Here is a 23,702-nt window from a genome sequence, read left to right as displayed (position 1 = left end):
TTTGTTGTTATCGGGATGTGCAAAAGCCCCACCGGTGAGGGTGAGGCTGGTTTGAAGCCTGAACCGCGCAGCGCTTACAGGAAGATGAACTTGGCGATGAAGATCGCGCAGAGCACCCACAGGCTGACGGAAATTTCCTTGTACTTGCCGGTGCCGGCCTTCAACGCGACGTAGGTAATAAAGCCCAGCGCGATGCCGTCGGCGACGGAGAAGGTCAGCGGCATCATGATCGCCGTGACAATCGCCGGAATGGCGTCGGTCGCCTCGTCCCATTCGATGTGGGCCATGCCGCCCATCATCAGCATCGCCACGTAAATCAGGGCGCCTGCCGTGGCATAAGCGGGAATCATGCCAGCCAGCGGTGCGAAAAACATGGCCGCTATAAATAGCACACCCACGGTGACGGCGGTAAGACCAGTCCGACCACCAGCGGCTACGCCGGCGGCACTTTCCACGTAACTTGTCACTGGGGGCACGCCAACCACCGCGCCGAATACGCTGGATGCGCTGTCGGCCTTCATGGCTCGGGAAAGGTTCTCGATGCGACCGTCAGCGGCGACAAGGTTGGCGCGCTGGGCCACGCCCATCAGCGTGCCGGCGGTGTCGAACATGTGCACGAAGAGGAAGGCGAGCACCACGCTGATCATACTGACGTTGAACACGCCGGCGACGTTCATTGCCATCCAGGTCGGCGCCAGGCTCGGCGGCGCGGACATGATGCCCTCGTAATGGACCAAACCCAGGCCCCAACCGGCGAGGGTAACGGTGATGATGCTGATCAGAATCGCACCGAACACGCGGTGGTAACTGAGGATCGCGATCATGAGGAAGCAGATCGCAGCGAGCAGTGGGCCGGGTTCGCGCAGCGAGCCAAGTTTGATCAGTGTGGCCGGGCTGTCGACGACGATACCGGCAGTCTTCAGCCCGATCAGGCCCAGAAACAGACCGACACCGGCGCCCATGGCAAACCGCAGGCTGACCGGGATGCTGTTGAGCAGCCACTCGCGAATCCGCGAAAAGGTCAGGAACATGAACAGCACGCCGGAGACGAACACCGCGCCGAGGGCGGTTTCCCAGTTGTAGCCCATGGTGCCGACCACGGTGTAAGTGAAGAAAGCATTGAGGCCCATGCCCGGCGCCAGGCCGACCGGCCAGTTGGCGTAGAGCCCCATCAACAGGCAGCCCAATGCGGCAGCGATACAGGTGGCGACGAAGGCTGCACCGTGATCGATGCCGGCATCGGCCATGATGTTCGGGTTGACGAAGATGATGTAAGCCATGGTGATGAAGGTTGTCAGACCGGCAATCAGCTCGGTCTTCACCGTGGTGCCATGCAAGCTGAGTTTGAACAGACGCTCCAGCAAGCCATTGCGTAATGGCGGCGTGAGCTCGAGCGGCGGTGCTTCGGATTTGCGGCTTTCCACAGCGAGTACTCCTCAAGAGTTTTATTGTTATTTCCAGGGCCGGACCCATGAGGGGTGGCAGCGGCCCTTTGAGGCATACGCGAATTTGTTGACCGTGTAGTCAGGAACTCGCACGCAGTGGATTATGCTTTTGTGTACAAATAAAGCAAATATTGTTTTGGTTTTTGTCGCCGATTTTTTTGCTGATAGGGATATATGGCCCCAGGATGGCTTCGCGAGCAGGCTCGCTCCCACCTTTGTAAAGCGTTCCCCTGTGGGAGCGAGCCTGCTCGCGAAGAGGGCGGTCCTGTCAATCGAGATGCGTCTGACTGCCCCCAAGCGCCAGATTCACCGCCAACCACCCATTCACCGCCGCTTCCCCAGCCTCGGCAAACACCCGCTCAAGCAATTTCACCTGCTCACGGCGCAACGCCTGCTCGAACTTCGCGCCTTCCGCCGTCAGCTCAAGCAGGCGCTTACGCTTGTCCGTCTGTGAAGCGACGCTGTCGACCAGATGCATTTCCTGCAACTGGCGCAGGGGCATGTTCAACGCTTGTTTGCTCACGCCCAGCAGGGCCAGCAACTCTTTCACACTCAGGTTCGGATAGCGCGCGATGAAAAACACGATGCGCTGATGTACCCGCGAGAGTCCGCGGCGCTCGAGCATTTCATCCGCCTTGGCCGTGAACGCCTGATAGCCGAAGAAGAACGCTTCCATGGCCTGTTGCTGACTTGCGGGGTTTTTAAGGTCAAGCATGTTGACGTACTCGCTCAAGATGTCGTAGTTTCAGTCAACCAGTTTGACTCATTTTTTACCTGCCTCGCTACGGTGACCACCATGGCTTTTTCCGAACGTGTCTCGCGCCTGAAAAGTTCTTTGATCCGAGAAATCCTCGCCGCCGCCCAGCGTCCAGAGGTGATGTCGTTTGCCGGCGGTTTGCCCGCTGAGACGATGTTGCCGAAGGTGGAGTGGGACGAGATGCCGCTGTCGCTGGGGCAGTACGGCATGAGCGAAGGCGAGCCGGCCTTGCGCGAGGCGCTGGCGGCAGAGGCGAGGGCGCTGGGCCTTGAATGCGAGGCGAGTCAGGTGCTGGTGGTCAGCGGCTCGCAGCAAACCCTGGATCTCGCGGCCAAGCTGTACATCGACAAGGGCACGGAAATTCTGTTGGAGGCGCCGACTTATCTGGCCGCGCTGCAAATCTTCCAGCTGTTCGGCGCCGACTGCCTGACTGTGGCGCAGGAAGCCGACGGCCCAAATCTGGCGCAATTGCGTAATCGTTTAGAGCAGCATCGCCCGGCGTTTATCTACCTGATCCCGACTTTCCAAAATCCTTCCGCCGTGCGCTACAGCGAGGCCAAGCGCGCCGCAGTCGCGGCATTGCTCGATGAATTTGGCGTCACGCTGATTGAAGATGAGCCATACCGCGAACTGACTTTCGATGGTGGCAGCGCGAAGCCGATTGCCGCGCGTCTGAGAAAAGCCAGCTGGATCTACACCGGCACCGTGTCGAAAACCTTGCTCCCGGGTTTGCGTGTCGGTTACTTGATCGCCAGTCCGGATCTGTTCCCGCACCTGCTCAGACTCAAGCAATCGGCGGACCTGCACACCAATCGCATCGGCCAGTGGCAGGCGCTGCAATGGATCGGCTCGCAGAAGTATCAACAGCATTTGAGCGAGTTGCGGGATTTCTATCGGCAGCGGCGCGATGCGTTTCAGTTGGCGCTGGAGGAGCATTTTGCCGATCTGGCTGAGTGGAACATGCCCCAGGGCGGGCTGTTTTTTTGGCTGACGTTGAAGCAACCGCTGGACACCCGGTCATTGCTCAATGAGGCGTTGGCCAATGATGTGGCATTCATGCCCGGTGAGCCGTTCTTTCCTGAGCCGGACAAGCATCATGGGCATTTGCGCTTGAACTTCAGCCACATTGATCCGGCGCGGCTGGATGAGGGGTTGAAGCGGTTGGCGGCGGTGGTGCGGCGGGCGCAGATGGAGAGGGCGGCCTAGCAAAAACGCCGGCTCAAGGGCCGGCGTTGTCAGTGCGGGCCTCTTCGCGAGCAGGCTCGCTCCCACAGGACGGGATGCGTTTCAAGGGTGGGAGCGAGCCTGCTCGCGAAAGCGGCTAGCGCTCCAACCCATTAACATCAGACCGCCGCAAACCGCTTATCCAGGTAATCGATAATCACCTTGGATTCATACATCCAGGTGGTTTGCCCATTCTCGTCGATACGCAGGCAAGGCACTTTGATTCGGCCACCCTGTTCCAGCAGAGTCTGGCGATCCTGCTCGTTGTTCTTCGCGTCTTTCAGTGCCACCGGCACATTCAGACGATGCAGGGCGCGGCGGGTTTTCACGCAGAAGGGGCAGGCGTGAAACTGATACAGCGTCAGATCTTTCGCGGCAGCGTCGACTTGCGCCTGAGCAGCAGCGGGGCGTTTTTTCTTGCCCGGGCGGGTGATGAAATCGATGAAGATAACCAGTTGGCCGAGGCCGACACGAAGCGCTTTGACGAACACGTTGAAAGCCTCACGGTGCAAATGAAGAAAGGCGCGCAGCTTACCCGATTTTTCACAGGCGAAAAAAAACCGGCGATCAACGCCGGTTCTTTTCTGTTGCGAATTACTTGATGAGGCTGAGGAATTCGCTACGGGTCGCCGCGTTTTCACGGAATTCACCGAGCATCACCGAAGTGATCATCGACGAATTCTGCTTTTCGACGCCGCGCATCATCATGCACATGTGCTTGGCTTCGATCACCACGGCCACGCCCAGCGCGCCGGTCACTTGCATCACGGCATCGGCGATCTGGCGGCTGAGGTTTTCCTGAATCTGCAGGCGGCGCGCGTACATATCGACGATCCGCGCAACCTTCGACAGGCCCAGCACTTTGCCGCTCGGGATATAGGCGACATGCGCCTTGCCGATGAACGGCAGCAGGTGGTGTTCGCACAACGAATACAGCTCGATGTCCTTGACCAGCACCATTTCGCTGTTGTCGGAGCTGAACAGGGCACCATTGGTGACCTCTTCGAGCGTCTGTGCATAACCACGGCAGAGGTACTGCATGGCTTTGGCGGCACGCTTTGGCGTGTCGAGCAGGCCCTCGCGGGACACGTCCTCGCCCAATTGGCCGAGAATCGCGGTGTAATTCTGTTCCAGGGACATGAAACTACCTGTGGGGATTTTCGCAAAGGGCAAGGGTACGGTGGCGGACACAACCCTGCAAGTTCGGTGTGACGGCTTTATTCGTCGCGGCCTTCCATCATCGTCCGTTTCAGCATCACATAAACCGCGCCGGCGCCGCCGTGGCGGGCCTGGCAGGAGCAGAAACCGAGCACTTGCGCATGCTGGCGCAGCCAGGTGTTGACGTGGCTTTTGATCATCGGCCGCTTGCCATCCAGGCGCACAGCCTTGCCGTGAGTCACGCGCACGCAGCGGATTTCGAATTTGGTTGCTTCGGCGAGAAAGGCCCAAAGCGTCTCCCGGGCCTTTTCCACGCTCATGCCGTGCAGGTCGAGACTGCCTTCGAACGGGATCTGCCCGACCTTGAGCTTGCGCATCTGGCTTTCCTGCACGCCGTCGCGGGACCACATCAGCTCGTCTTCCGGGCCGACGTCGATCACGAACTGGTCGGACAAGCCGTCAATGATGGTGGTGTCGCTGCGCACGGTGGCGGACTGACGCAGCTTGGCGATCTGCGCGCGGTCAGCCTTGGGTTTGCCGGTGTCGGCGCGGTCGTGCTTGATCGGCTTGACGCCCTGGATGGCACTTTTGAACAGAGAAAAATCGTCGTCTTGCATGTCAGCCTCCGCGAAGGGCGGCCAGTTTACCCAAGTCGACAGAAAACGGCCCGGCAAAAAGCCAGGCCGTTGGGTCAGTCGTGTTTTTTCATCAGATGCGGGGACATGTTCAGTTCCCGCGATTGCCGTGCGCGACGGCGGCAGCGGCGCCACAGAGCAACGCCGAAGTACAGAAACAGCAAGCCGACGGCAAGCATGATTGCCGAGCCCAGCGGTGATGCGTTCAGGTCACCCAGCGCCGGCGGGCGGCCGAGCAGGCTGGCGGCGCCGGCCATCGCCAGCAGCACGCCGAACGTCGCCAGAATGGCCGAGATCGCCGCGCCAAATCGAAAACGCCAGTTGCTTTGGCCTTTGGGCCGCAAACGGCGTGCGTCAAATCCATCGGATAACTTCATTCCGACCTTCCTCAATGGTATCGGCCCTTCGACCGGGAGTTGACCGGGTTGTTCCTGAGGCTATGGCATTTGCGGCAAATCAGCGGATATAGCGGATGAGCGGCGCCAACGCACCGCTCACAAGGGCAGGATCAGATCAGGTCCTGAGTCTTGGCCAGCGTGGCGAAGTTGTCGGCCATGATCGCCATTTCCGCTTCCTGCACGCGTTCGGCGCTGAGCACGCCGCCCTTGAACGGCAGATCGCGGGTCGCGCAGGCGTCTTCGACCAGGGTGCAGCGGAAACCGAGGTTCTTCGCCGCGCGCACGGTGGTGCTGACGCTGGAGTGACTCATGAAACCGCAAACGATCAGATCCAAAGAGCCGAGGTTCTGCAGGCGCTCGAGCAGTTCGGTGCCATGGAACGCGCTCGGCAGCAGTTTGCCGATAATGGTTTCATCGCCTTGCGGTTCGAGACCGGGGATGAATTCGCCGCGTTCGCCCTGCGGGTCGAACAGGCCACCAACGGTGCCGAGATGACGCACGTGCACGATCGGCCGACCGGCGGCACGGGCTGCGGCAACCACTTGTTTGATGTTCGCGACGGCCGCGTCCATGCCGCTCAGGGCCAGCGGGCCACTGAGGTATTCCTTCTGGGCATCGATGATGACCACGGTGGCATGGCTCAGGGTGGCCGCTGCGTAACCGCGACCGCTGAGTTGAAACATCGTTTTTGGAACGGACATTCTGGGGCTCCTCGGGGTGGGGCTTTTGCGACATTGTCCTCTGGCTGAGCGGTTCTGTGAATCGCTACCATCGTAGGCGCCGTCGTTCTTGGCCTGCAGCCTTGTCAAGTTACACGTTCCGTTCAATGCCTGATGCAAAAAAAAGAAAACTCCTACCGGAACCGCGTGGTTTTTCCTGCGTCGTCGTCGCGCGTTTTGGCTGCTAGAATCGCCAGTCGTTTTTTCTGGAGTTCTACGCCGTGATCACTTCCCGACTTCGTACCCTGCGCGACCATATCCGTTGGGCCGTCAGCCGCTTCCATGGGGAGGATCTGTTTTTCGGTCATGGCACCGACAACGCCTGGGACGAGGCGCGCCAGTTGGTACTGGGCGCTTTGCACCTGCCTTGGGAAATCGCCGACAGCTATCTTGATTGCGCGCTGGAAGATGACGAACTGGTCAATCTGCAGCGCTTGCTCAAGCGCCGCATCGAAGATCGCGTTCCCACCGCCTATCTGCTCGGCGAGGCGTGGTTCTGCGGCATGTCGTTCATCGTCGACCCGCGCGTGCTGATCCCGCGTTCGCCGATTGGTGAACTGATCGAAAACCGCTTTGCACCGTGGATCGGCAACGAACCGGCGCGGATTCTCGACCTGTGCACGGGTTCCGGCTGCATCGGCATTGCCTGCGCTTTCGAATTCCAGAATGCCGAAGTGGTGCTCGCGGACCTGTCGTTCGAAGCGCTGGAAGTGGCCAACCAGAACATCGAGCGCCATGGCGTCGATGAGCGCGTCTACACCGTGCAGGGTGATGGTTTCGATGGCTTGCCGGGTCAGCGTTTCGACCTGATCGTGTCGAACCCGCCCTACGTCGACGCCGAAGATTTCGCCGACATGCCGGACGAATATCAGCACGAGCCGGAACTGGGCCTGGCCTGCGGTGATGATGGTCTGAATCTGGTCCGGCGCATGCTCGCCGAAGCGGCGGATCACCTGACCGAGAAAGGTTTGTTGATTGTCGAGGTAGGCAACAGCCAGGTGCACGTCGAGGCGTTGTACCCGGAAGTCGATTTCGCCTGGCTGGAGTTCCAGCGCGGCGGGCATGGCGTGTTCATGCTGACCGCCGAGCAGTGCCGCGCGCATCAGGCCCTGTTCGCGTCCCGCGTCTAAGGTTGTGACAGATCGTTCCCACGCTCCGCATGGGAACGATCAGTACGCGCTCAAGCCCTCAGCGGTGTGTAGCAATCCAGATCAACAACCCCGCCTGAAACACCGCAAACGCCACCAGACACGTAATGGTGAAACGCAACCCGGCATCTTCGCGCTTGAACTTGCTGACTTTTTCTTCCTGCTTCTTCAGCTTCACTTCCTGCTCGGCGAGATTCTGTTCGGCCTGCTGCAGCATCTGCGCGGCTTCAAGAATTTCGACGATCTGCAGCTTTTCGCTGTTCCAGTCACCGAGCAGATCACCGACCTGCACCGCCTTGATGCTGCCTTTCAAATGCTGGGCATCGGCGTAAGCCACATCGAAACCGTGCACGCGCAGGAAATGGTCGCGACGCAAGCGAGTGTCTTCGTTGAGCGCGTCCTTGTTGTTCAGGTCCATGCCTTCAACGGTGTAGCCGGGCCAGCGCTTTTTCGCCCAATTGATGCCTTGCGCAGCCATGAAGCGGCCGATACCGCGATTCAGCGGTTCGATCTGCAAGCCACTGTCGGGACCGAAACTCACTCGTTTGCTCGCGTGGTCGACCCACACATCGAGATGATTCTGCTCTTTGCGCACGCGCTGGTTGGGCAGCTTGATCGCCATGCGCATCAGGCTGCGCTCTTTGCTGTTGCGCTCGGCGTAACCGAATTCGACAAAGCGCAACGGCCGGCCGCCGGTGTTGCGGTCGGTCTGCAGCGGCGCCAGGCGGAGCATCTTGTGGTGCTCGGCCTGAACGTCCGCCCACGGCAGTTCGACCGCTGGCGATGCGTCTTTTTCAGCGCTGGTGTCGGGTGAAGTCTGGGTTTCAGTCATAACGGCGAGATCCTGTCCAAGCCCTGCTTGCCGCCAGACGTTGCGCTGGCGACAAAGGCTTATCGGCCGTTTTCTGTGAGGCTGGAGGGTAAAACGCAGTTAACTTGCACGAATTCCGTCAATAAATTCGATGACGGCGGCGCCCAGTTCGGCGGCCAGGGGCAAATTCGGGTCCTTGTAGGAGGCCAATTGCCGCTTCATGTCGTTGTGGACGATGCGCAGCACATGATTCATGCCTTCGATCACCGTCAGTTGCGCGTCCGGTTTCGCCGCCTTGAGCAGCTTCGCGTCCTCGGTGCCGACCTGAATGTCGTTGCTGCCTTGAACGATCAGTGCCGGCATTTTCAGCTGGGCAAAGGCTTGCGCCGGGTCCTGACGGAACAGCGAAATCAGGTACGGCTGCACGCTCGGGCGAAAGATCACCTGCAACGGTTGCGGCACGTTGTCATCGGTGTGGCCGGCCTTGAGGCTGTCGAGCAGTTCGTTGCTGCGCAGCATCAATGGTGGCGGCAGGCTTCGCGCCAACTGTTCGCGGATGACCTGATCGACCGGGCGCGCGCTGCCGGACAGCGAGATCACCGCCGCTGCGTCCAGCTTCGGCGCGGCGAGACTGGCAATCAGCGCGCCTTCGCTGTGGCCGAGCAGAATCAGTTTGCCGAAACGCGGATCGGCCTTGAGCTTCTGCCCCCACGCCACCGCGTCCGCCGCATAGCTTTCTACTGACAGATCACGTTCATCGGGAGCGGCCGCCAGGCTCGCCGCAACGCCACGCTTGTCGTAGCGCACGCTGGCGATGTTGTGTTTGGCCAGCACCCAGGCCAAGCGCTTGAGGCTGTCATTGCGCCCGCCGTCGGGGTTGTTTCCGTCGCGATCTGTAGGACCCGAGCCAGAAATCATCAGAACAATCGGCACCGGGCTGTCGGACTTGGGCAGCAACAGCGAACCGAAAAGTTCGCCGCTGCCGGTGTCCAGAGTGACCGGGCGCTGTAGGACTGTCGCTTGGGCAAAGCCGGTAAAGAGGGTAAGACTCAAGATCAGAACTCGCAGCATCATCACGCCATCATTGGTCAAGGTGCCGGTTGGACTCGCCAGCACCACTAAGGTTCGAGGATGAACTACTCGGTTAGCCTGCGTATACTGGCGCGCATCAAGAATTCGGGTTTGATTTCACGGAGCGTCCTGCATGTCCGGCAATACCTACGGCAAGTTGTTCACTGTCACCACCGCTGGCGAAAGCCATGGTCCGGCGTTGGTCGCCATTGTCGACGGCTGCCCGCCGGGCCTGGAGATTTCCCTGGAAGATCTGCAGCGCGACCTCGATCGCCGCAAGCCTGGCACCAGCCGCCACACCACCCAGCGCCAGGAAGCCGATGAAGTCGAAATCCTCTCCGGCGTGTTCGAGGGCCGCACCACGGGTTGCTCGATCGGCCTGCTGATTCGCAATACCGACCAGAAGTCCAAGGACTACTCGGCGATCAAGGACCTGTTCCGCCCGGCACACGCCGATTACACCTATCACCACAAATACGGCGAGCGCGATTATCGCGGCGGTGGCCGCAGTTCGGCGCGGGAAACCGCCATGCGCGTAGCGGCCGGTGCGATCGCCAAGAAGTATCTGGCCAGTCAGGGCATCGTCATCCGCGGCTACATGAGCCAGCTCGGCCCGATCGAAATACCGTTCAAGACCTGGGATTCGGTCGAAGAAAACGCTTTCTTCAGCCCTGACCCGGACAAGGTCCCGGAGCTGGAAGCCTACATGGACCAGTTGCGCCGCGATCAGGACTCGGTCGGGGCGAAGATCACCGTGGTCGCCGAAGGCGTGATGCCGGGCCTTGGCGAGCCGATTTTCGATCGCCTCGACGCCGAACTGGCCCACGCGCTGATGAGCATCAACGCAGTCAAAGGCGTGGAGATCGGCGCCGGTTTCGCCTGTGTCGCCCAGCGCGGCACCGAACACCGCGATGAACTGACGCCGGAGGGTTTTCTCAGCAACAACGCCGGCGGCATCCTCGGTGGCATCTCGTCCGGCCAGCCAATCGTTGCGCATCTGGCATTGAAACCGACCTCGAGCATCACCACCCCGGGCCGCTCGATCGACGTGAATGGCAACCCGGTCGACGTGATCACCAAGGGTCGTCACGACCCTTGCGTCGGTATCCGCGCGACGCCGATCGCCGAAGCGATGATGGCCATCGTGCTGATGGATCACCTGCTGCGCCACCGTGGGCAGAACGCCGATGTGCGCGTGAGCACGCCGGTGCTGGGCCAGCTCTGATGGCTGCGCTCAAAGCCGCTGCGGTATAACCGGCGTGGCGGCGCTTCCTTACTGGCGGCTGTCCAGTTTCTATCTGTTCTATTTCGCCTTGCTCGGTTCGACAGCGCCGTTTCTGGCGCTGTACTTCGATCACCTCGGCTTCAGCGCCGCGCGCATCGGCGAGCTGGTGGCGATTCCGATGCTGATGCGCTGTGTGGCGCCGAACATCTGGGGCTGGCTCGGCGATTACACCGGCAGGCGTCTGGCCATCGTGCGCTTTGGCGCGGTCTGTACGTTGCTGACCTTTTCGCTGATTTTCGTCAGCCAGACCTACGCCTGGCTGGCGATGGTCATGGCCCTGCATGCGTTCTTCTGGCACGCGGTGCTGCCGCAGTTCGAAGTCATCACCCTCGCGCATCTGCAGGGGCAAACATCGCGCTACAGCCAGATTCGCCTGTGGGGCTCGATCGGTTTCATCATCACTGTGGTAGTGCTGGGTCGGCTGTTCGAATGGCTGAGTCTGGACATCTACCCGGCGGCACTGGTGCTGATCATGGCCGGTATCGTTCTCAGCAGCCTGTGGGTGCCGAATGCGCAGCCGGCGCAAGGCAATCGGCCGGCGGGCGAGGGCTTTCTCAAGCAATTGCGCCATCCCGGCGTGTTGGCGTTTTATGCCTGCGTCGCGCTGATGCAGGTCAGCCACGGGCCGTATTACACCTTTCTGACTCTGCACCTTGAACGCCTCGGTTACAGCCGTGGCGTCATCGGCATGCTTTGGGCCGTGGGTGTGGTGGCGGAAGTGCTGATGTTCATGGCCATGAGCCGCATTCTGGCGCGCTTTTCCCTGCGCCGGGTGCTGCTGGCGAGTTTCCTGCTGGCGGCGTTGCGTTGGGTGCTGCTCGGTTCGTTTGCGGAGTTTCTCTGGGTGCTGTTGTTCGCCCAAGTGCTGCACGCAGCGACTTTCGGCAGCTTTCATGCGGCTGCCATCGCTTTCGTGCAACGTAGTTTCGGCGCCCGCCAGCAAGGCCAGGGCCAGGCGCTGTATGCGGCACTGGCCGGCACCGGCGGGGCGCTCGGCGCGCTGTATTCCGGCTACAGCTGGAACGCCCTCGGCGCGACATTGACCTTTAGTATTGCCAGTCTCGCAGCGCTTGCCGCTGCCGTTATCATTGCCACATGTATGCAAGAGGACAGGCCATGAGCCTTAGCCGTGAACAGCTCGCCCAGCAGATCGTTGACGCCGGACGTTTTCTATATGGCCGTGGCTGGTCACCAGCCACCAGCAGCAACTATTCGACGCGCCTGTCGCCGAGCGAAGCGCTGTTGACCGTATCGGGCAAGCACAAGGGCCAGTTGGGTGTGGATGACGTACTCGCTACCGATCTGTCCGGCAATAGCCTGGAACCAGGCAAGAAACCCTCCGCCGAAACCTTGCTGCACACCCAGCTCTATAGCTGGCGCGCGGAGATCGGTGCGGTGCTGCACACCCATTCGGTGAATGCCACGGTGCTGTCGCGTCTGACTCCGCAAGACTTCATCGAGTTCGAAGACTACGAATTGCAGAAAGCCTTCAGCGGCATCTCGACTCATGAATCGCGGGTGCGTGTGCCGATTTTTGACAACGATCAGGACATTGCGCGCCTCGCCGCCAAGGTGCAGCCTTGGCTCGACGCCCATCCCGATTGCGTCGGTTATCTGATTCGCGGCCATGGCCTCTACACCTGGGGCGCGCAGATGAGCGACGCGCTGCGGCAGATCGAGGCTTTTGAATTCCTGTTTGAATGCGAGTTGAAAACCCGCAGCGTCATGAACCGCCAAGGCTGAGTTCATCTGAAACAGCCCGTTTGCCTGATGCCATGCGGCGCCCGACCGGTCTGCAAGAGCCGGACGGCGCCGCCGCTACCGAGGAATTGCCCATGAGCAGCCTGTCCGTTTATCACGTTTCCAGCCCTGAGATTCCCAACAAGGTGCTGACCCATTTCGAAGACATCGCCTCGACGCTGGCCGAGCAGGGCGTGCGTTTCGACCGCTGGCAAGCTGCCGCGAAAATTCAGCCCGGCGCCAGTCAGGAAGAAGTCATCAGTGCCTATAAAGAGCAGATCGACAAATTGATGACCGAGCGCGGCTACATCACCGTCGATGTGATCAGCCTCAACAGCGATCACCCGCAAAAAGCCGAGCTGCGCGCCAAGTTCCTCGAAGAGCACCGTCACGGCGAAGACGAAGTGCGATTTTTCGTCGCCGGTCGTGGCTTGTTTACCCTGCACATCGACGATTACGTCTATGCCGTGCTCTGTGAAAAGAACGACCTGATCTCGGTTCCGGCCGGCACCAAGCACTGGTTCGACATGGGCGAACATCCGCACTTCGTGGCGATCCGTCTGTTCAACAACCCGGAAGGCTGGGTTGCCAATTTCACCGGCGAAGACATCGCCGGCCGCTTCCCTCGTCTGGAGGACTGAAACCGTGTCGATCAAAGCCATCCTCACCGACATCGAAGGCACCACCAGCGCGGTGAGTTTCGTCTTCGACGTGCTGTTTCCCTACGCCGCCAAACATTTGCCCGACTTTGCGCGGCAGAACGCTTCGCGTGCTGATGTCGCCGAACAGCTCGACGCCGTGCGCCGAGACAGCAATGAGCCGCAGGCCGATGTTGAACGGGTTGTTGAAATTCTTTTGAGCTGGATCGCCGAAGACCGCAAGGCCACGCCGTTGAAGGAGTTGCAAGGCATGGTCTGGGCGCAGGGCTATCAGGCCGGGCAGTTGAAGGGGCATGTCTATCCGGATGCCGTTGAAGCGCTGCAACGTTGGCATGCGGCCGGTTATCAACTGTTTGTTTACTCGTCCGGCTCGATCCAGGCGCAGAAACTGATTTTCGGTTGCTCGGAGGCGGGGGATCTGACACCGCTGTTCAGCGGCTATTTCGACACCACATCGGGGCCGAAGCGTGAGGCGCAGTCCTACCGCAACATTCAGCAGGCGGTGGGTGTTGAAGCCGATGAAATCCTGTTCCTGTCGGATATCGTCGAAGAGCTCGACGCTGCCCAGTCGGCCGGCATGAAGACTTGTGGCCTGGCGCGTGAGGGCGGGGAGTTGGCAGGGCACTTGACGGTTGACAGCTTTACTGGAATCGAACCGGAAGCGTTCTGACCCACAGTAAATATGTGGCAGACATAAACAAACAGGCCGTGAAGCGCATGCTCCACGGCCTGTTTTTGTTTAAAGCAAATTACAGCGAGTGATACGTCGGCAGAGCAAAACGCTGCTGGCTCTGCAGCATTGCAATTTGCGGCAGCTCGCTGGCTTGTTCGGCCAGGTCGCGGCGGATCGCGCTGATCGCCCACGACAGTTGGTCACCGGCATGCAGTTGCTGATACGAGAGGGCGCGTTTGAAGACTTTGCCGTCGCTGCTACGCAGAGTGAGCAGGATGCCACCGTCAGGACGTGGGGCAGTGCTGACTTCGTAGTTGGAGAACAGCGATGTAAATTTTTCTTGAATCAGGCTCATGTCATCAGCTCCGTATGTACTTGAATGGCAAGCATGCGGAGGTAGTTGCAGCGTTTGTGCCAGTATTGATGCGAATAAAATCCCTTTAAAATCAATAAGTTGAAGGCATTGCATTTTGCAGGCGTCGTGCAATCTGCATGAATGGCCATCGTGCATCCTGCATTTTGCGTGATTTTTCTCCGTACAACGGAACCAAACGTCCGTACCAGAATCCGCTCTTCCCCGAAGGCGCGACGGGATACAAATCATTGCAAAAACCGCGTGTACAGCCCCGCGAGCACTGACGTACTTTCCTTCTCGACCCACGGCGTAAACGCGTCGGTCGCAGTCATTACCCGATAACAAGAACAGCGGTCTGCACGTCAAGATCGAACGGGGAGCTTTCATGCGTCACGCACCAAGCGACACGATTACCTGGGGCATGATGCTCCGCAAACTGCCGATGATCGCCAAGGCCATCCCCCGGGTGGTCAAAGGCATGAAGGTGGCCAACGTCACGGATCCGACCCAAACGTGCGGCCTGGGCTGGACGTTCGAGCAGGCGACGCTGCGCAATCCCGATGGTGTGGCGTTGTTGCAGGGCGACGTGGCGTTGACCTACACGCAGGTCAATCAGTGGGCCAATCGCATTGCGCATTACCTGAGCGAGCAAGGCATCGGCAAGGGCGATGTGGTCGCGGTGTTCATCGAGAACCGTGCGGAATTGCTGGTGACGATTCTGGCGCTGGCCAAGCTCGGCGCGGTGAGTGCGCTGCTCAATACCTCGTTGATGCGCGACACGCTTGTTCACAGCATCAATCTGGTTGCGCCGGTGGCTATTGTGGTTGGCGAAGAACTGACCGCTGCCTATGCCGGCGTGCGTGATCAGGTTGCGATCGCAGCGCCGCGCACCTGGTTCGTCGCCGATCAGGACACCTACAGCCATCCGAGCATCGCGCCCGAGGGTTACGTCAATCTGATCAGCGCCAGTGCTGACGCCAGTAGCGATAACCCGCCGAGCAGCGCACAGATTTTCTTCGACGATCCGTGTTTCTACATCTACACCTCCGGCACCACCGGCCTGCCCAAGGCCGGGGTCTTCAAGCATGGACGCTGGATGCGCAGTTCGGCGAGCTTCGGCATGATCGCCCTCGATATGCGCCCGGATGATGTCGTTTACTGCACCTTGCCGCTGTATCACGCCACGGGCCTGTGCGTGTGCTGGGGATCGGCGATCAATGGCGCCTCGGGTTTTGCCATCCGCCGCAAGTTCAGCGCCAGCCAGTTCTGGGGTGACGTGCGCCGCTATCGCGCAACCACCATCGGCTATGTCGGTGAGCTGTGTCGCTACCTGGTCGAGCAACCGGTCAGCGCCGATGACAGCCGCCACGACGTGCGCAAGATGATCGGCAATGGTTTGCGTCCTGGTGCCTGGGCCGAGTTCAAGACGCGTTTTGCCGTCGAGCACATTTGTGAGCTGTACGCGGCGAGCGACGGCAACATCGGTTTCACCAACATCCTCAATTTCGACAACACCGTCGGGTTTTCGCTGATGGCGTGGGAACTGGTCGCTTACGACCATGACAGTGGCGAGCCATTGCGCGGCGATGATGGTTTCATGCGCAAGGTCGGCAAGGGCGAGCAGGGCCTGCTGCTGGCGCGGATCGACGACAAGGCACCGCTGGACGGTTACACCGACCCGCAGAAAACCGCCCGCGTCGTCCTCCACGATGTGTTCAACAAGGGCGATCGCTTTTTCAACACCGGCGACCTGCTGCGCAATATCGGTTTCGGCCATGCGCAATTTGTTGATCGCCTCGGCGATACCTATCGCTGGAAGGGTGAAAACGTGTCGACCACCGAAGTCGAGAATTTGTTGCTGCAACATCCGCTGATCGCTGAAGCCGTGGCCTACGGTGTGGAGATCCCCAACACCAACGGGCGTGCGGGGATGGCTGCAATTACTCCCGCCGAATCCTTGGCCACGCTGGATTTCGCTGAACTGCTGAGTTTCGTCCGGCAACGCATGCCGGCTTATGCCGTGCCGTTGTTCTTGCGGGTGAAAGTGAAAATGGAAACCACCGGGACCTTCAAATACCAGAAGACTCGCCTGAAAACGGAAGGTTTTGACCCCGGGCTCACCGGCGATGACCCGATCTTCGCCTGGCTGCCGGGCAGCGAAACCTATGTGCATGTCAGTGAGCAAATCCTCGCTGAAATTCAACAGGGCAAACATCGATATTGAGTGTGGCTATCGGGACGCTCGGAAAAAACCGAGTGACAGCCACCGTCGCGCTCGGGAAACTGTCGGCTTTCCGATAGACCGAAATGGAGTGCCCCATGTCCGACCAAAGCCGCCAGATGACCCCTGAAGAAGCTGCCGAATTCACCGAGCAGGTTTTCAACAAGGCGCGCGACGGTGATGCCGAGATGCTTGATCGCCTGGTCAGCGCCGGGCTGCCGGTGAACCTGAAAAACAGCAAGGGCGACACCTTGTTGATGCTCGCCAGCTACTACGGCCATGTCGATGCGGTGAAGGTCCTGCTTAAACACAAGGCCGATCCGGAAATGCGCAATGGCAACGGCCAGAGCCCGATTGCCGGCGCCGCGTTCAAGGGCGATCTGGCGGTGGTCAAGGCGCTGGTCGAGGCGGGCGCCGAGATTGAAGGTTCTTCCTTCGACGGCCGTACCGCGTTGATGATGGCGGCAATGTTCAACCGCGTTGAAATCGTCGACTACCTGATCGGCCAGGGTGCTGACCCGAAAGCCAAGGACGCCAACGGCGTGACCGCGCTGGATGCGGCGCGGACCATGGGCGCGGTCGACACCACCGCGCAGCTGGAAAAGTTGCTGGCGTAAAGTCCACGGACTGTGGCGAAGGGCAGAATGCGCTATCCTTCGCGCCCTGAAAATTCACCTCCGCCACAGGATCCGCCCTCATGAAAGCCGCACTCGTCGAACTCATCAGCAAAATCAGCTCCGGCTGCATGGGCGAGGACGAGATCCTGAAGGTGGCCGACGAAGCCGCTCAGGCCTACGCCGATGCCGTGGCTTTTCTGGCCGCCAATCCGGACATCAACTACGACGACACTTTCCCGATCCCGCTGGGTGAGTGGGTAGTGGTCGGTAGCCTGCCGGAAACCGTGCTGTTTCAGGCCGATACCTACGTCGATCTGTTCGCACAAATCGTTGCCTCGTTTGGTCCGGGCGTGGATTTCAATCTCAAGCCCAAGCAACTGGCCAAGACCGAAGCGCTGACCGCCCTCAACCGCATCCAGGTGCAGATGAGCAGCCTGAACAAGGAGAACGGCGGTTACACGTTGATGAACTTCAGCCAGTTGCTCGACGATGAGCTACAAATGGTCCTGGTCTACGGCAACGATGTGCCCCGCGTGCTCGAGTTATGCGCCGAGATTGGCATCGCCGCTGCGCCAGCGCTGGAAGCCTTGAAGGTCGCCGTTCACGTCTGAACGCAATAAAAGGGAACCCTGCGCGCGACCGTCTATCCTAAAAGTGCATGCCACTATTCTGGAGCGACACCATGGGTTCCACGTTCAACGGTCTGATTGGCCTGATCATCCTTGCCCTCGACATCTGGGCCATCATCAACGTGCTGAAAAGCGGCGCCTCCACCGGAATGAAAATCGTCTGGGTGTTGCTGATCATCCTCCTGCCGGTGCTGGGCCTGATCATCTGGGCGATTGCCGGGCCACGGGGCAACGTCCGGATCTGAGCTGATTTTCGATCACACTGTTATCCCTGTGGGAGCGAGCCTGCTCGCGAAGACGTTGTGTCAGTCGCCATCACGGGCAATTGATGCTGCGCTTTCGCGAGCAGGCTTGCTCCCACATTGGTTTGCGCTGGTAAAAAATATGTTGAGGTTCGACCTGTCATCTTCGGCAACGTAGAATGCGCGCCTTTCCCGGGCAATCGTCCCCACGATGGCGCCCGCGCATTTATCGGAGCACTTGACCATGACCGTCACCAAGACCAGCGAGTATCTGGAAACCCTCTACGAAGGCTACGGCCAGCGTTTTCGCATGGAAAAACTGCTGCACGAAGTGCGCACCGAACACCAGCATCTGGTGATCTTCCAGAACCCGCGCATGGGCCGGGTGATGGCGCTGGACGGCGTGATCCAGACCACCGAAGCCGACGAATTCATCTACCACGAGATGCTCACCCACGTGCCGATCCTTGCCCACGGCACTGCCAAGCGCGTGCTGATCATCGGCGGTGGTGACGGCGGCATGCTGCGCGAAGTGACCAAGCACGCCGGCGTCGAGCACATCACCATGGTTGAAATCGACGGCACCGTGGTCGACATGTGCAAGGAATTCCTGCCGAACCATTCCGCTGGTGCCTACGACGATCCGCGCCTGAATCTGGTGATCGACGACGGCATGCGTTTCGTCGCCACCACCACTGAAAAATTCGATGTGATCATCTCCGACTCCACCGACCCGATCGGCCCGGGCGAAGTGCTGTTCTCGGAGAACTTCTACCAGGCATGCCACCGCTGCCTGAACGAAGGCGGCATTCTCGTCACTCAGAACGGCACACCGTTCATGCAGATCGACGAAGTCAAAACCACCGCCGGTCGCCTGCGCAGCCTGTTCCCGGACTGGCATTTCTATCAGGCCGCCGTGCCGACCTACATCGGCGGCTCGATGACCTTCGCCTGGGGCTCGACCAACCCGGCCTACCGCAAGCTCAGCCGTGAAACCCTGCAACAGCGCTTCATCGGCAGCGGCATCGTCACCCGTTACTACAACCCGGAAATCCACATCGGCGCGTTCGCCTTGCCGCAATACGTGCTGCAGGCGGTCAACAAGCCGAGCAACGACTGATCACCCTGACGTCGCTCTACAAGGGAGCTCTTGTGGCGAGGGGATTTATCCCCGTTGGGATGCGCAGCATCCCTGAACCGGCCTGCGCGGTGTCTCCGTCAAACCGCAATGGACGGTCTTACGACTGCTGCGCAGCCGGACGGGGATAACTCCCCTCGCCACAGAGCCCGCACTATCGATCGGATGGTTATTTTCACCGTTGTCGGCTGTAATCCTTTTGAACCAACTATCGCGGAAAAAAGTCGAGATAGAGGTAAGCCCATTTACGGGTTGATCGAGGAGGCACTGATGCAAAAGTGGAAAGTCACTTTCGTGGATGATCACGGTGAAATTGTCGATGAAGTCTTCGAACGTGAGGAATGCCCGTCCGATGATGAAGCCGCACGGCTCGTCAAAGAGCGGCTTCTTCCGGTCGCCGCCCAGCTGGATCTCAACGATCTGGAAGGGCGCACCGCCGATGCCGGGGTGAAAAACCTCAAGACCCAGAACGGCATCGAAATCCGCAGCATCACCCCTGTCTGAACATTTCCTGTCATCTCGTAAACCAGGCCTTGGCAGCGGCGCTCTCTTGGGGCTACTCTGCAAGCGAGATCAGCGAATGGATCGCTAAGGTCTGGTCTTGTCAGCTACATGCTTGTTTCCCGCGCGCAACCACGTTGCCGTAGTACTTAGGCCAAAAGGCCCGGGGCGGGAATACGGAAAGTCTATCCATCAATCGAGGGGGACGATTCATGAGCACAGCCTATCAAGAAGACATCAGCAGCAACGTTCTGCGCCGCATGAAAGAAGGCGGTTTCGATTTTTCCCGGTTCCATCCCATCGAGTTCTACGCGATTTTCCCGGACGAGGAGCGGGCGCGCAGGGCAGCAGGCAAATTTCGCGGTGAATCCATCAATGCCCAGGTCAGTGCGCGCGACGACGGCGCCTGGTCGCTGGAATTGAGCAAAGTGATGTACGCAACCTATGACGACATCGGCGATTTCGAGCAAGGCTTTTCAGCCGTGGTCGAACCGCTGGGCGGCATTATCGAGGGTTGGGGCGTGAAGCAGGAGGTGCGCAATCGTTACCGGTTGAATTGATATTGCGCATTGTCTGTCGGGCAACGGCTGACCTTCGGGTCGGCCGTTGTCGTTTCTGGCTTCTGCATATCGCAGTGGCAAAACCCTGAAACAAGAATCCAGGGCAAAAAAAAGCCACCGGAGAGGGTGGCTAAAAGGGAAGACGGGTATGCAATAAAGTCCTGTCGGGACGGGGCTGCCAAGGCAGTTCAGATCAGTTGAGCTGTCTACTTCGCGGCGGCGTGCCGGGGAAGTTTTGCAGCGAATGCGCGGATTATCCGCAGTCGTGGCCGGGCAGTGAAATCAACTCTGACTATGCTGGTGATAGGCGATGCAGTGCGTCGCAATGAAGCGGGGGCAATCGGGCCGGGGCATTTGCCGCACAGGAATGGTGCGCAGCCTCCGGCGTGGATCCACAACCGATTGAAATCAAAGCGTTTATGCCGATGGCACGGGCCTTGCGAAGGCCTGTATGTCCGGAGTGACAAGGAGTACGGCATGATCCGCACCTATTTTGATGAGATGTACGATGCCGGCGGCCTGGTCCGCCCGCATTACCGGGAATTTGCCCGCTGGCTGGCCGAGACGCCCGATGAGCTGCTCGCGCAGCGCCGCCGCGAGGCCGATCTGCTGTTCCACCGTGCCGGGATCACCTTCACGCTCTATGGCGACGAGCAGGGCACCGAGCGCCTGATTCCGTTCGATACCATTCCCCGCAGCATCCCCGCCAGTGAATGGCGGATTGTCGAGCGCGGCTGCATCCAGCGGGTCAAGGCGTTGAACATGTTTCTCGCCGACCTCTACCACGAGCAGCGCATCATCAAGGCCGGGATCATTCCCGCCGAGCAGGTGCTGGCCAACGAGCAATACCAATTGGCGATGCAAGGGCTGGATCTGCACCGCGATATCTATTCGCACATCTCCGGCGTCGATCTGGTGCGCGATGGCGATGGCACTTATTACGTTCTCGAAGACAACCTGCGCACACCCAGCGGCGTCAGCTACATGCTCGAGGACCGCAAGATGATGATGCGCCTGTTCCCCGAACTGTTCTCCGCCCAGCGCATCGCCCCGATCGATCACTATCCCAATCTGCTGCTCGACACCCTGAAAAGCTCAAGCCCGATCGACAACCCGAGCGTGGTGGTGTTGACGCCGGGACGCTTCAATAGCGCGTTCTTCGAACATGCGTTTCTGGCGCGGGAGATGGGCGTGGAACTGGTCGAAGGTGCGGATCTGTTCGTGCGTGACGACAAAGTCTTCATGCGCACCACTGACGGCCCGAAAGCGGTCGACGTGATCTACCGCCGCCTCGACGACGCCTTCCTCGACCCGCTGGCATTCAACCCGGACTCAATGCTCGGCGTGCCGGGGCTGCTGTCCTCCTACCGTTCCGGCAACGTGGTGCTGGCGAATGCCATCGGCACCGGAGTGGCGGACGATAAATCGGTGTATCCGTTTGTCACCGATATGATCCGCTTCTACCTTGACGAAGAACCGATTCTGAAAAACGTGCCGACCTGGCAGTGCCGCAACCCGTCCGAGCTGTCCCACGTGCTGGCCAATCTTCCGGAACTGGTGGTCAAGGAAACCCAAGGCTCCGGCGGTTACGGGATGCTGGTCGGGCCGGCCGCGACGACGGCGGAAATCGATGCCTTTCGTGAGCGCATCAAAGCCAAACCCCATGCCTACATCGCGCAGCCGACGCTATCGCTGTCGACCTGTCCGACCTTTGTCGAAAACGGCATTGCACCGCGCCATATCGATTTGCGTCCGTTTGTGTTGTCCGGTCGCGAAACCCGTGTGGTGCCTGGCGGTTTGACCCGTGTCGCGTTGCGTGAAGGCTCCCTGGTGGTGAATTCCTCCCAGGGCGGCGGCACCAAGGACACCTGGGTAGTCGAGGATTGAAGGAAGCTTGCCATGTTAAGTAGAACTGCCTCGGATCTGTACTGGATGTCGCGTTACCTGGAGCGTGCGGAGAATCTCGCGCGCATGCTCGACATCAGTTATTCGCTGTCGCTGATGCCGCAGGATGGGCGCGGCGACGGTCTGCACGAACTCGCCATGCCGTTGCTGATCACCGGCACCCTGGACGATTACCTTGAACGCCACGGCGACCTCCACGCAGAGCGCCTGCTGCATTTCTTCGCACTGGATGCGGCTAACCCGGCCAGTATCTACAGCTGCCTTGGTGCAGCGCGGGCCAGTGCTCATGCGGTACGCGGGCGAATCACTGCGGACATGTGGGAAAACATCAACGCGACCTGGCTGGAAATTCGCGGCATCGCCGAACAGGGACTGAGTCGTTATGGCATGAGCCGGTTTTGCGAATGGATCAAGGAACGTTCGCACCTGTTTCGTGGCGCCTCATACGGCACGATCATGCGCAACGACGCGTTTCGCTTTATTCGTCTGGGTACGTTTATCGAGCGCGCGGACAACACGCTGCGCCTGCTCGATGCCCGTTACGAAATGGCCGGCGATCAGGCCGAAGCAGTCAGCGACGGCACGGCGCACGCCTATTACCAATGGAGTGCGCTGCTGCGCGCCTTGTCCTCATTCGAGGCCTACACCGAAATCTACCGCGACGCGCCCGGCGCCCGGCATGTCGCCGAACTGCTGCTGTTACGCGCCGATGTGCCGCGTTCGCTGCGTGCCTGTACCGAAGAGATCGACCAGATCCTCGCGCAACTGCCAGGCGCCAACGGCCGACCGGCACAACGCCTGGCGGCGGAAATGGACGCACGCCTGCGCTACACCGGCATCAACGAAATCCTCGAAGAAGGCCTGCACGCCTGGCTGACCGAATTCATCCCGCTGGTGCGCCAGTTGGGCAACGCCATTCACAGTTCCTACCTGGAGGCTGCATGAGACTTTCCATAAGCCACGAGACCACCTATCACTACGAAGATCAGGTGCGCGCGAGCATCCAGTACCTGCGCCTGACGCCCCACGATAGCGAGCGCCAGCATGTCCTCAGTTGGCAACTCGACCTGCCGCGTCCGGTGCGTGCGCAGCTCGATCCGTTCGGCAACATCCTGCATGTGCTGACCATGGACGAGCCGCACGAAGCGATCATCATCGGCGCCCGTGGTCAGGTCGATATCGATGAATTGCGCGAGGCCGAACATGAGAGCCAGTCGGCGCTTCCGTTCCTGCGCTTCACGCGCCTGACCGAAGCCGATGAAGCCTTGCGCGAATTTGCCGCGAAGAACTGCAAGCAACGGCGAGATCGCACCGCGCTGATCGACTTGATGCACGGTCTGAATCAGCACATGACCTACACGCCGGGCTCGACTGAAGTCGACACCAGCGCCGCCGAAGCTTTCGCCGGTCGCGCCGGGGTTTGTCAGGATCATACCCATGCGTTTCTCGCCTGCGCCCGCAGCCTCGGCGTGCCGTCGCGTTACGTGTCGGGTTATCTGTACAGCGAAGATTGCGAGCATCTGGCCAGTCATGCCTGGGCAGAAGCGTGGCTGGATGACGCGTGGTACAGCTTCGACGTGACCAACCAACTGGCGCGCCCGGAGCGACACCTGAAGCTGGCGGTGGGCCTGGATTATCTCGATGCCTGCCCGGTCCGCGGCATGCGCCGGGGCGGCGGCTGCGAGCAGATGCACGCCAAGGTATTCGTCTCGCCGACGCCGGTTATATCCGTCCAGCAACAATAGCTCGACGCACGCAAAGCCCTGTGGGAGCGAGCCTGCTCGCGAAAGCGGTCCATCAGCCAGCCAACC

General features: G+C 60.0%; 27 protein-coding genes. 17 read left to right on the top strand and 10 right to left on the bottom strand.

The window, feature by feature from the left end:
- Positions 1 to 74: 74 nt before the first annotated feature.
- Together D8U82_RS16495 and D8U82_RS16490 are read right to left on the bottom strand one after the other, a co-directional pair.
- Positions 75 to 1,424 carry an NCS2 family permease gene (locus D8U82_RS16495; protein WP_024012217.1) on the bottom strand — a complete coding sequence of 450 codons (1,350 nt, stop codon included), beginning with the start codon at positions 1,422 to 1,424 and terminating at the stop codon, positions 75 to 77.
- 289 nt (positions 1,425 to 1,713) lie between these two features.
- Positions 1,714 to 2,160, bottom strand: coding sequence for a MarR family transcriptional regulator (locus tag D8U82_RS16490; RefSeq protein ID WP_051600634.1), 447 nt, complete (start codon positions 2,158 to 2,160; stop codon positions 1,714 to 1,716).
- 81 nt (positions 2,161 to 2,241) lie between these two features.
- On the opposite strand from D8U82_RS16490, the gene D8U82_RS16485 reads away from it, so the two are divergent.
- Positions 2,242 to 3,408 carry a PLP-dependent aminotransferase family protein gene (locus D8U82_RS16485; protein ID WP_130887555.1) on the top strand — a complete coding sequence of 389 codons (1,167 nt, stop codon included), beginning with the start codon at positions 2,242 to 2,244 and terminating at the stop codon, positions 3,406 to 3,408.
- 137 nt (positions 3,409 to 3,545) lie between these two features.
- Here D8U82_RS16485 and D8U82_RS16480 read toward each other — a convergent pair whose 3' ends face one another.
- The 5 genes from D8U82_RS16480 to D8U82_RS16460 all read right to left on the bottom strand — a co-directional run bounded on the left by D8U82_RS16480 (position 3,546) and on the right by D8U82_RS16460 (position 6,318).
- Positions 3,546 to 3,917: a glutathione S-transferase N-terminal domain-containing protein gene (locus D8U82_RS16480; protein WP_016773768.1), complete on the bottom strand. Its 372-nt coding sequence runs from the start codon at positions 3,915 to 3,917 to the stop codon at positions 3,546 to 3,548.
- Between the two features lie 103 nt (positions 3,918 to 4,020).
- A complete protein-coding gene (gene folE, locus D8U82_RS16475) occupies positions 4,021 to 4,566 on the bottom strand; it encodes a GTP cyclohydrolase I FolE (protein ID WP_016773769.1) in 546 nt (181 codons plus the stop codon).
- Between the two features lie 77 nt (positions 4,567 to 4,643).
- The gene (locus D8U82_RS16470; protein WP_016773770.1) at positions 4,644 to 5,201 is read right to left on the bottom strand and encodes a Smr/MutS family protein; all 558 of its coding nucleotides are present in this window, start codon (positions 5,199 to 5,201) and stop codon (positions 4,644 to 4,646) included.
- 74 nt (positions 5,202 to 5,275) lie between these two features.
- Positions 5,276 to 5,596 carry a hypothetical protein gene (locus D8U82_RS16465; RefSeq protein WP_016773771.1) on the bottom strand — a complete coding sequence of 107 codons (321 nt, stop codon included), beginning with the start codon at positions 5,594 to 5,596 and terminating at the stop codon, positions 5,276 to 5,278.
- Positions 5,597 to 5,727: 131 nt separating this feature from the next.
- Positions 5,728 to 6,318 (bottom strand): cysteine hydrolase family protein, encoded by a 591-nt coding sequence (locus D8U82_RS16460; protein ID WP_016773772.1) that lies wholly within the window; start codon positions 6,316 to 6,318, stop codon positions 5,728 to 5,730.
- A gap of 239 nt (positions 6,319 to 6,557) precedes the next feature.
- On the opposite strand from D8U82_RS16460, the gene prmB reads away from it, so the two are divergent.
- Complete coding sequence (gene prmB / locus D8U82_RS16455; protein WP_130887536.1) at positions 6,558 to 7,466, top strand: 50S ribosomal protein L3 N(5)-glutamine methyltransferase; 909 nt, start codon at positions 6,558 to 6,560, stop codon at positions 7,464 to 7,466.
- 58 nt (positions 7,467 to 7,524) lie between these two features.
- Here the strand turns inward: prmB and D8U82_RS16450 are convergent, their stop codons facing one another.
- On the bottom strand, positions 7,525 to 8,316 hold the full coding sequence (locus D8U82_RS16450; RefSeq protein WP_130887535.1) for a hypothetical protein: 792 nt from the start codon (positions 8,314 to 8,316) through the stop codon (positions 7,525 to 7,527).
- 99 nt (positions 8,317 to 8,415) lie between these two features.
- Positions 8,416 to 9,369, bottom strand: coding sequence for an alpha/beta fold hydrolase (locus D8U82_RS16445; protein WP_125927483.1), 954 nt, complete (start codon positions 9,367 to 9,369; stop codon positions 8,416 to 8,418).
- Between the two features lie 130 nt (positions 9,370 to 9,499).
- Here D8U82_RS16445 and aroC point away from each other — a divergent pair, with 130 nt between their 5' ends.
- The 5 genes from aroC (at position 9,500) to mtnC (ending at position 13,720) form a co-directional block, all read left to right on the top strand.
- Positions 9,500 to 10,591: a chorismate synthase gene (aroC, locus tag D8U82_RS16440; RefSeq protein ID WP_024012223.1), complete on the top strand. Its 1,092-nt coding sequence runs from the start codon at positions 9,500 to 9,502 to the stop codon at positions 10,589 to 10,591.
- A gap of 34 nt (positions 10,592 to 10,625) precedes the next feature.
- Complete coding sequence (locus D8U82_RS16435) at positions 10,626 to 11,771, top strand: MFS transporter (protein ID WP_073472596.1); 1,146 nt, start codon at positions 10,626 to 10,628, stop codon at positions 11,769 to 11,771.
- Positions 11,768 to 12,394: a methylthioribulose 1-phosphate dehydratase gene (locus D8U82_RS16430; RefSeq protein WP_016773777.1), complete on the top strand. Its 627-nt coding sequence runs from the start codon at positions 11,768 to 11,770 to the stop codon at positions 12,392 to 12,394. Before D8U82_RS16435 ends, D8U82_RS16430 begins: the two co-directional genes overlap by 4 nt.
- A 92-nt stretch (positions 12,395 to 12,486) precedes the next feature.
- Positions 12,487 to 13,032, top strand: a complete 546-nt coding sequence (locus D8U82_RS16425; protein WP_038861971.1) for an acireductone dioxygenase — start codon at positions 12,487 to 12,489, stop codon at positions 13,030 to 13,032.
- Between the two features lie 4 nt (positions 13,033 to 13,036).
- On the top strand, positions 13,037 to 13,720 hold the full coding sequence (gene mtnC / locus D8U82_RS16420) for an acireductone synthase (protein ID WP_130902534.1): 684 nt from the start codon (positions 13,037 to 13,039) through the stop codon (positions 13,718 to 13,720).
- Between the two features lie 79 nt (positions 13,721 to 13,799).
- On the opposite strand, the gene D8U82_RS16415 is transcribed toward mtnC, so the two are convergent.
- Positions 13,800 to 14,078, bottom strand: coding sequence for a DUF3509 domain-containing protein (locus D8U82_RS16415; RefSeq protein ID WP_016773780.1), 279 nt, complete (start codon positions 14,076 to 14,078; stop codon positions 13,800 to 13,802).
- Between the two features lie 385 nt (positions 14,079 to 14,463).
- Here D8U82_RS16415 and D8U82_RS16410 point away from each other — a divergent pair, with 385 nt between their 5' ends.
- The 10 genes from D8U82_RS16410 (at position 14,464) to D8U82_RS16365 (ending at position 23,636) form a co-directional block, all read left to right on the top strand.
- Complete coding sequence (locus D8U82_RS16410; protein WP_130902533.1) at positions 14,464 to 16,302, top strand: long-chain-acyl-CoA synthetase; 1,839 nt, start codon at positions 14,464 to 14,466, stop codon at positions 16,300 to 16,302.
- Between the two features lie 95 nt (positions 16,303 to 16,397).
- On the top strand, positions 16,398 to 16,916 hold the full coding sequence (locus D8U82_RS16405; RefSeq protein WP_016773782.1) for an ankyrin repeat domain-containing protein: 519 nt from the start codon (positions 16,398 to 16,400) through the stop codon (positions 16,914 to 16,916).
- Positions 16,917 to 16,996: 80 nt separating this feature from the next.
- Positions 16,997 to 17,527 (top strand): hypothetical protein, encoded by a 531-nt coding sequence (locus D8U82_RS16400; RefSeq protein WP_016773783.1) that lies wholly within the window; start codon positions 16,997 to 16,999, stop codon positions 17,525 to 17,527.
- A gap of 71 nt (positions 17,528 to 17,598) precedes the next feature.
- A complete protein-coding gene (locus tag D8U82_RS16395) occupies positions 17,599 to 17,790 on the top strand; it encodes a PLDc N-terminal domain-containing protein (protein ID WP_016773784.1) in 192 nt (63 codons plus the stop codon).
- A 241-nt stretch (positions 17,791 to 18,031) separates the two neighbouring features.
- The gene (gene speE, locus D8U82_RS16390) at positions 18,032 to 18,907 is read left to right on the top strand and encodes a polyamine aminopropyltransferase (RefSeq protein WP_016773785.1); all 876 of its coding nucleotides are present in this window, start codon (positions 18,032 to 18,034) and stop codon (positions 18,905 to 18,907) included.
- Between the two features lie 288 nt (positions 18,908 to 19,195).
- A complete protein-coding gene (locus D8U82_RS16385; protein ID WP_016773786.1) occupies positions 19,196 to 19,429 on the top strand; it encodes a hypothetical protein in 234 nt (77 codons plus the stop codon).
- Between the two features lie 209 nt (positions 19,430 to 19,638).
- Positions 19,639 to 19,986 (top strand): ribonuclease E inhibitor RraB, encoded by a 348-nt coding sequence (locus tag D8U82_RS16380; RefSeq protein ID WP_003223226.1) that lies wholly within the window; start codon positions 19,639 to 19,641, stop codon positions 19,984 to 19,986.
- Between the two features lie 477 nt (positions 19,987 to 20,463).
- Positions 20,464 to 21,873 (top strand): circularly permuted type 2 ATP-grasp protein, encoded by a 1,410-nt coding sequence (locus tag D8U82_RS16375; RefSeq protein WP_016773787.1) that lies wholly within the window; start codon positions 20,464 to 20,466, stop codon positions 21,871 to 21,873.
- 12 nt (positions 21,874 to 21,885) lie between these two features.
- Positions 21,886 to 22,836 (top strand): alpha-E domain-containing protein, encoded by a 951-nt coding sequence (locus tag D8U82_RS16370; RefSeq protein WP_016773788.1) that lies wholly within the window; start codon positions 21,886 to 21,888, stop codon positions 22,834 to 22,836.
- Positions 22,833 to 23,636, top strand: a complete 804-nt coding sequence (locus D8U82_RS16365) for a transglutaminase family protein (protein WP_016773789.1) — start codon at positions 22,833 to 22,835, stop codon at positions 23,634 to 23,636. The genes D8U82_RS16370 and D8U82_RS16365 overlap by 4 nt, the downstream gene beginning before the upstream one ends.
- Positions 23,637 to 23,702: the final 66 nt, after the last annotated feature.

It is taken from the genome of Pseudomonas sp. Sample_23 (genome assembly GCF_004307595.1).
Lineage (GTDB): Bacteria > Pseudomonadota > Gammaproteobacteria > Pseudomonadales > Pseudomonadaceae > Aquipseudomonas > Aquipseudomonas atacamensis.
Note: the sequence above shows the minus strand (reverse complement) of the source record. Positions and strands in the feature narration are given on the sequence as shown.

Coding starts and splice junctions, on each gene's coding strand:
- D8U82_RS16490 (WP_051600634.1), bottom strand. CDS start 2,160: ATGCTTGACCTTAAAAACCCCGCAAGTCAGCAACAGGCCATGGAAGCG.
- D8U82_RS16485 (WP_130887555.1), top strand. CDS start 2,242: ATGGCTTTTTCCGAACGTGTCTCGCGCCTGAAAAGTTCTTTGATCCGA.
- folE (WP_016773769.1), bottom strand. CDS start 4,566: ATGTCCCTGGAACAGAATTACACCGCGATTCTCGGCCAATTGGGCGAG.
- D8U82_RS16470 (WP_016773770.1), bottom strand. CDS start 5,201: ATGCAAGACGACGATTTTTCTCTGTTCAAAAGTGCCATCCAGGGCGTC.
- D8U82_RS16465 (WP_016773771.1), bottom strand. CDS start 5,596: ATGAAGTTATCCGATGGATTTGACGCACGCCGTTTGCGGCCCAAAGGC.
- D8U82_RS16460 (WP_016773772.1), bottom strand. CDS start 6,318: ATGTCCGTTCCAAAAACGATGTTTCAACTCAGCGGTCGCGGTTACGCA.
- D8U82_RS16450 (WP_130887535.1), bottom strand. CDS start 8,316: ATGACTGAAACCCAGACTTCACCCGACACCAGCGCTGAAAAAGACGCA.
- D8U82_RS16445 (WP_125927483.1), bottom strand. CDS start 9,369: ATGATGCTGCGAGTTCTGATCTTGAGTCTTACCCTCTTTACCGGCTTT.
- aroC (WP_024012223.1), top strand. CDS start 9,500: ATGTCCGGCAATACCTACGGCAAGTTGTTCACTGTCACCACCGCTGGC.
- D8U82_RS16430 (WP_016773777.1), top strand. CDS start 11,768: ATGAGCCTTAGCCGTGAACAGCTCGCCCAGCAGATCGTTGACGCCGGA.
- D8U82_RS16425 (WP_038861971.1), top strand. CDS start 12,487: ATGAGCAGCCTGTCCGTTTATCACGTTTCCAGCCCTGAGATTCCCAAC.
- D8U82_RS16415 (WP_016773780.1), bottom strand. CDS start 14,078: ATGAGCCTGATTCAAGAAAAATTTACATCGCTGTTCTCCAACTACGAA.
- D8U82_RS16410 (WP_130902533.1), top strand. CDS start 14,464: ATGCGTCACGCACCAAGCGACACGATTACCTGGGGCATGATGCTCCGC.
- D8U82_RS16405 (WP_016773782.1), top strand. CDS start 16,398: ATGTCCGACCAAAGCCGCCAGATGACCCCTGAAGAAGCTGCCGAATTC.
- D8U82_RS16400 (WP_016773783.1), top strand. CDS start 16,997: ATGAAAGCCGCACTCGTCGAACTCATCAGCAAAATCAGCTCCGGCTGC.
- D8U82_RS16395 (WP_016773784.1), top strand. CDS start 17,599: ATGGGTTCCACGTTCAACGGTCTGATTGGCCTGATCATCCTTGCCCTC.
- speE (WP_016773785.1), top strand. CDS start 18,032: ATGACCGTCACCAAGACCAGCGAGTATCTGGAAACCCTCTACGAAGGC.
- D8U82_RS16385 (WP_016773786.1), top strand. CDS start 19,196: ATGCAAAAGTGGAAAGTCACTTTCGTGGATGATCACGGTGAAATTGTC.
- D8U82_RS16380 (WP_003223226.1), top strand. CDS start 19,639: ATGAGCACAGCCTATCAAGAAGACATCAGCAGCAACGTTCTGCGCCGC.
- D8U82_RS16375 (WP_016773787.1), top strand. CDS start 20,464: ATGATCCGCACCTATTTTGATGAGATGTACGATGCCGGCGGCCTGGTC.
- D8U82_RS16370 (WP_016773788.1), top strand. CDS start 21,886: ATGTTAAGTAGAACTGCCTCGGATCTGTACTGGATGTCGCGTTACCTG.
- D8U82_RS16365 (WP_016773789.1), top strand. CDS start 22,833: ATGAGACTTTCCATAAGCCACGAGACCACCTATCACTACGAAGATCAG.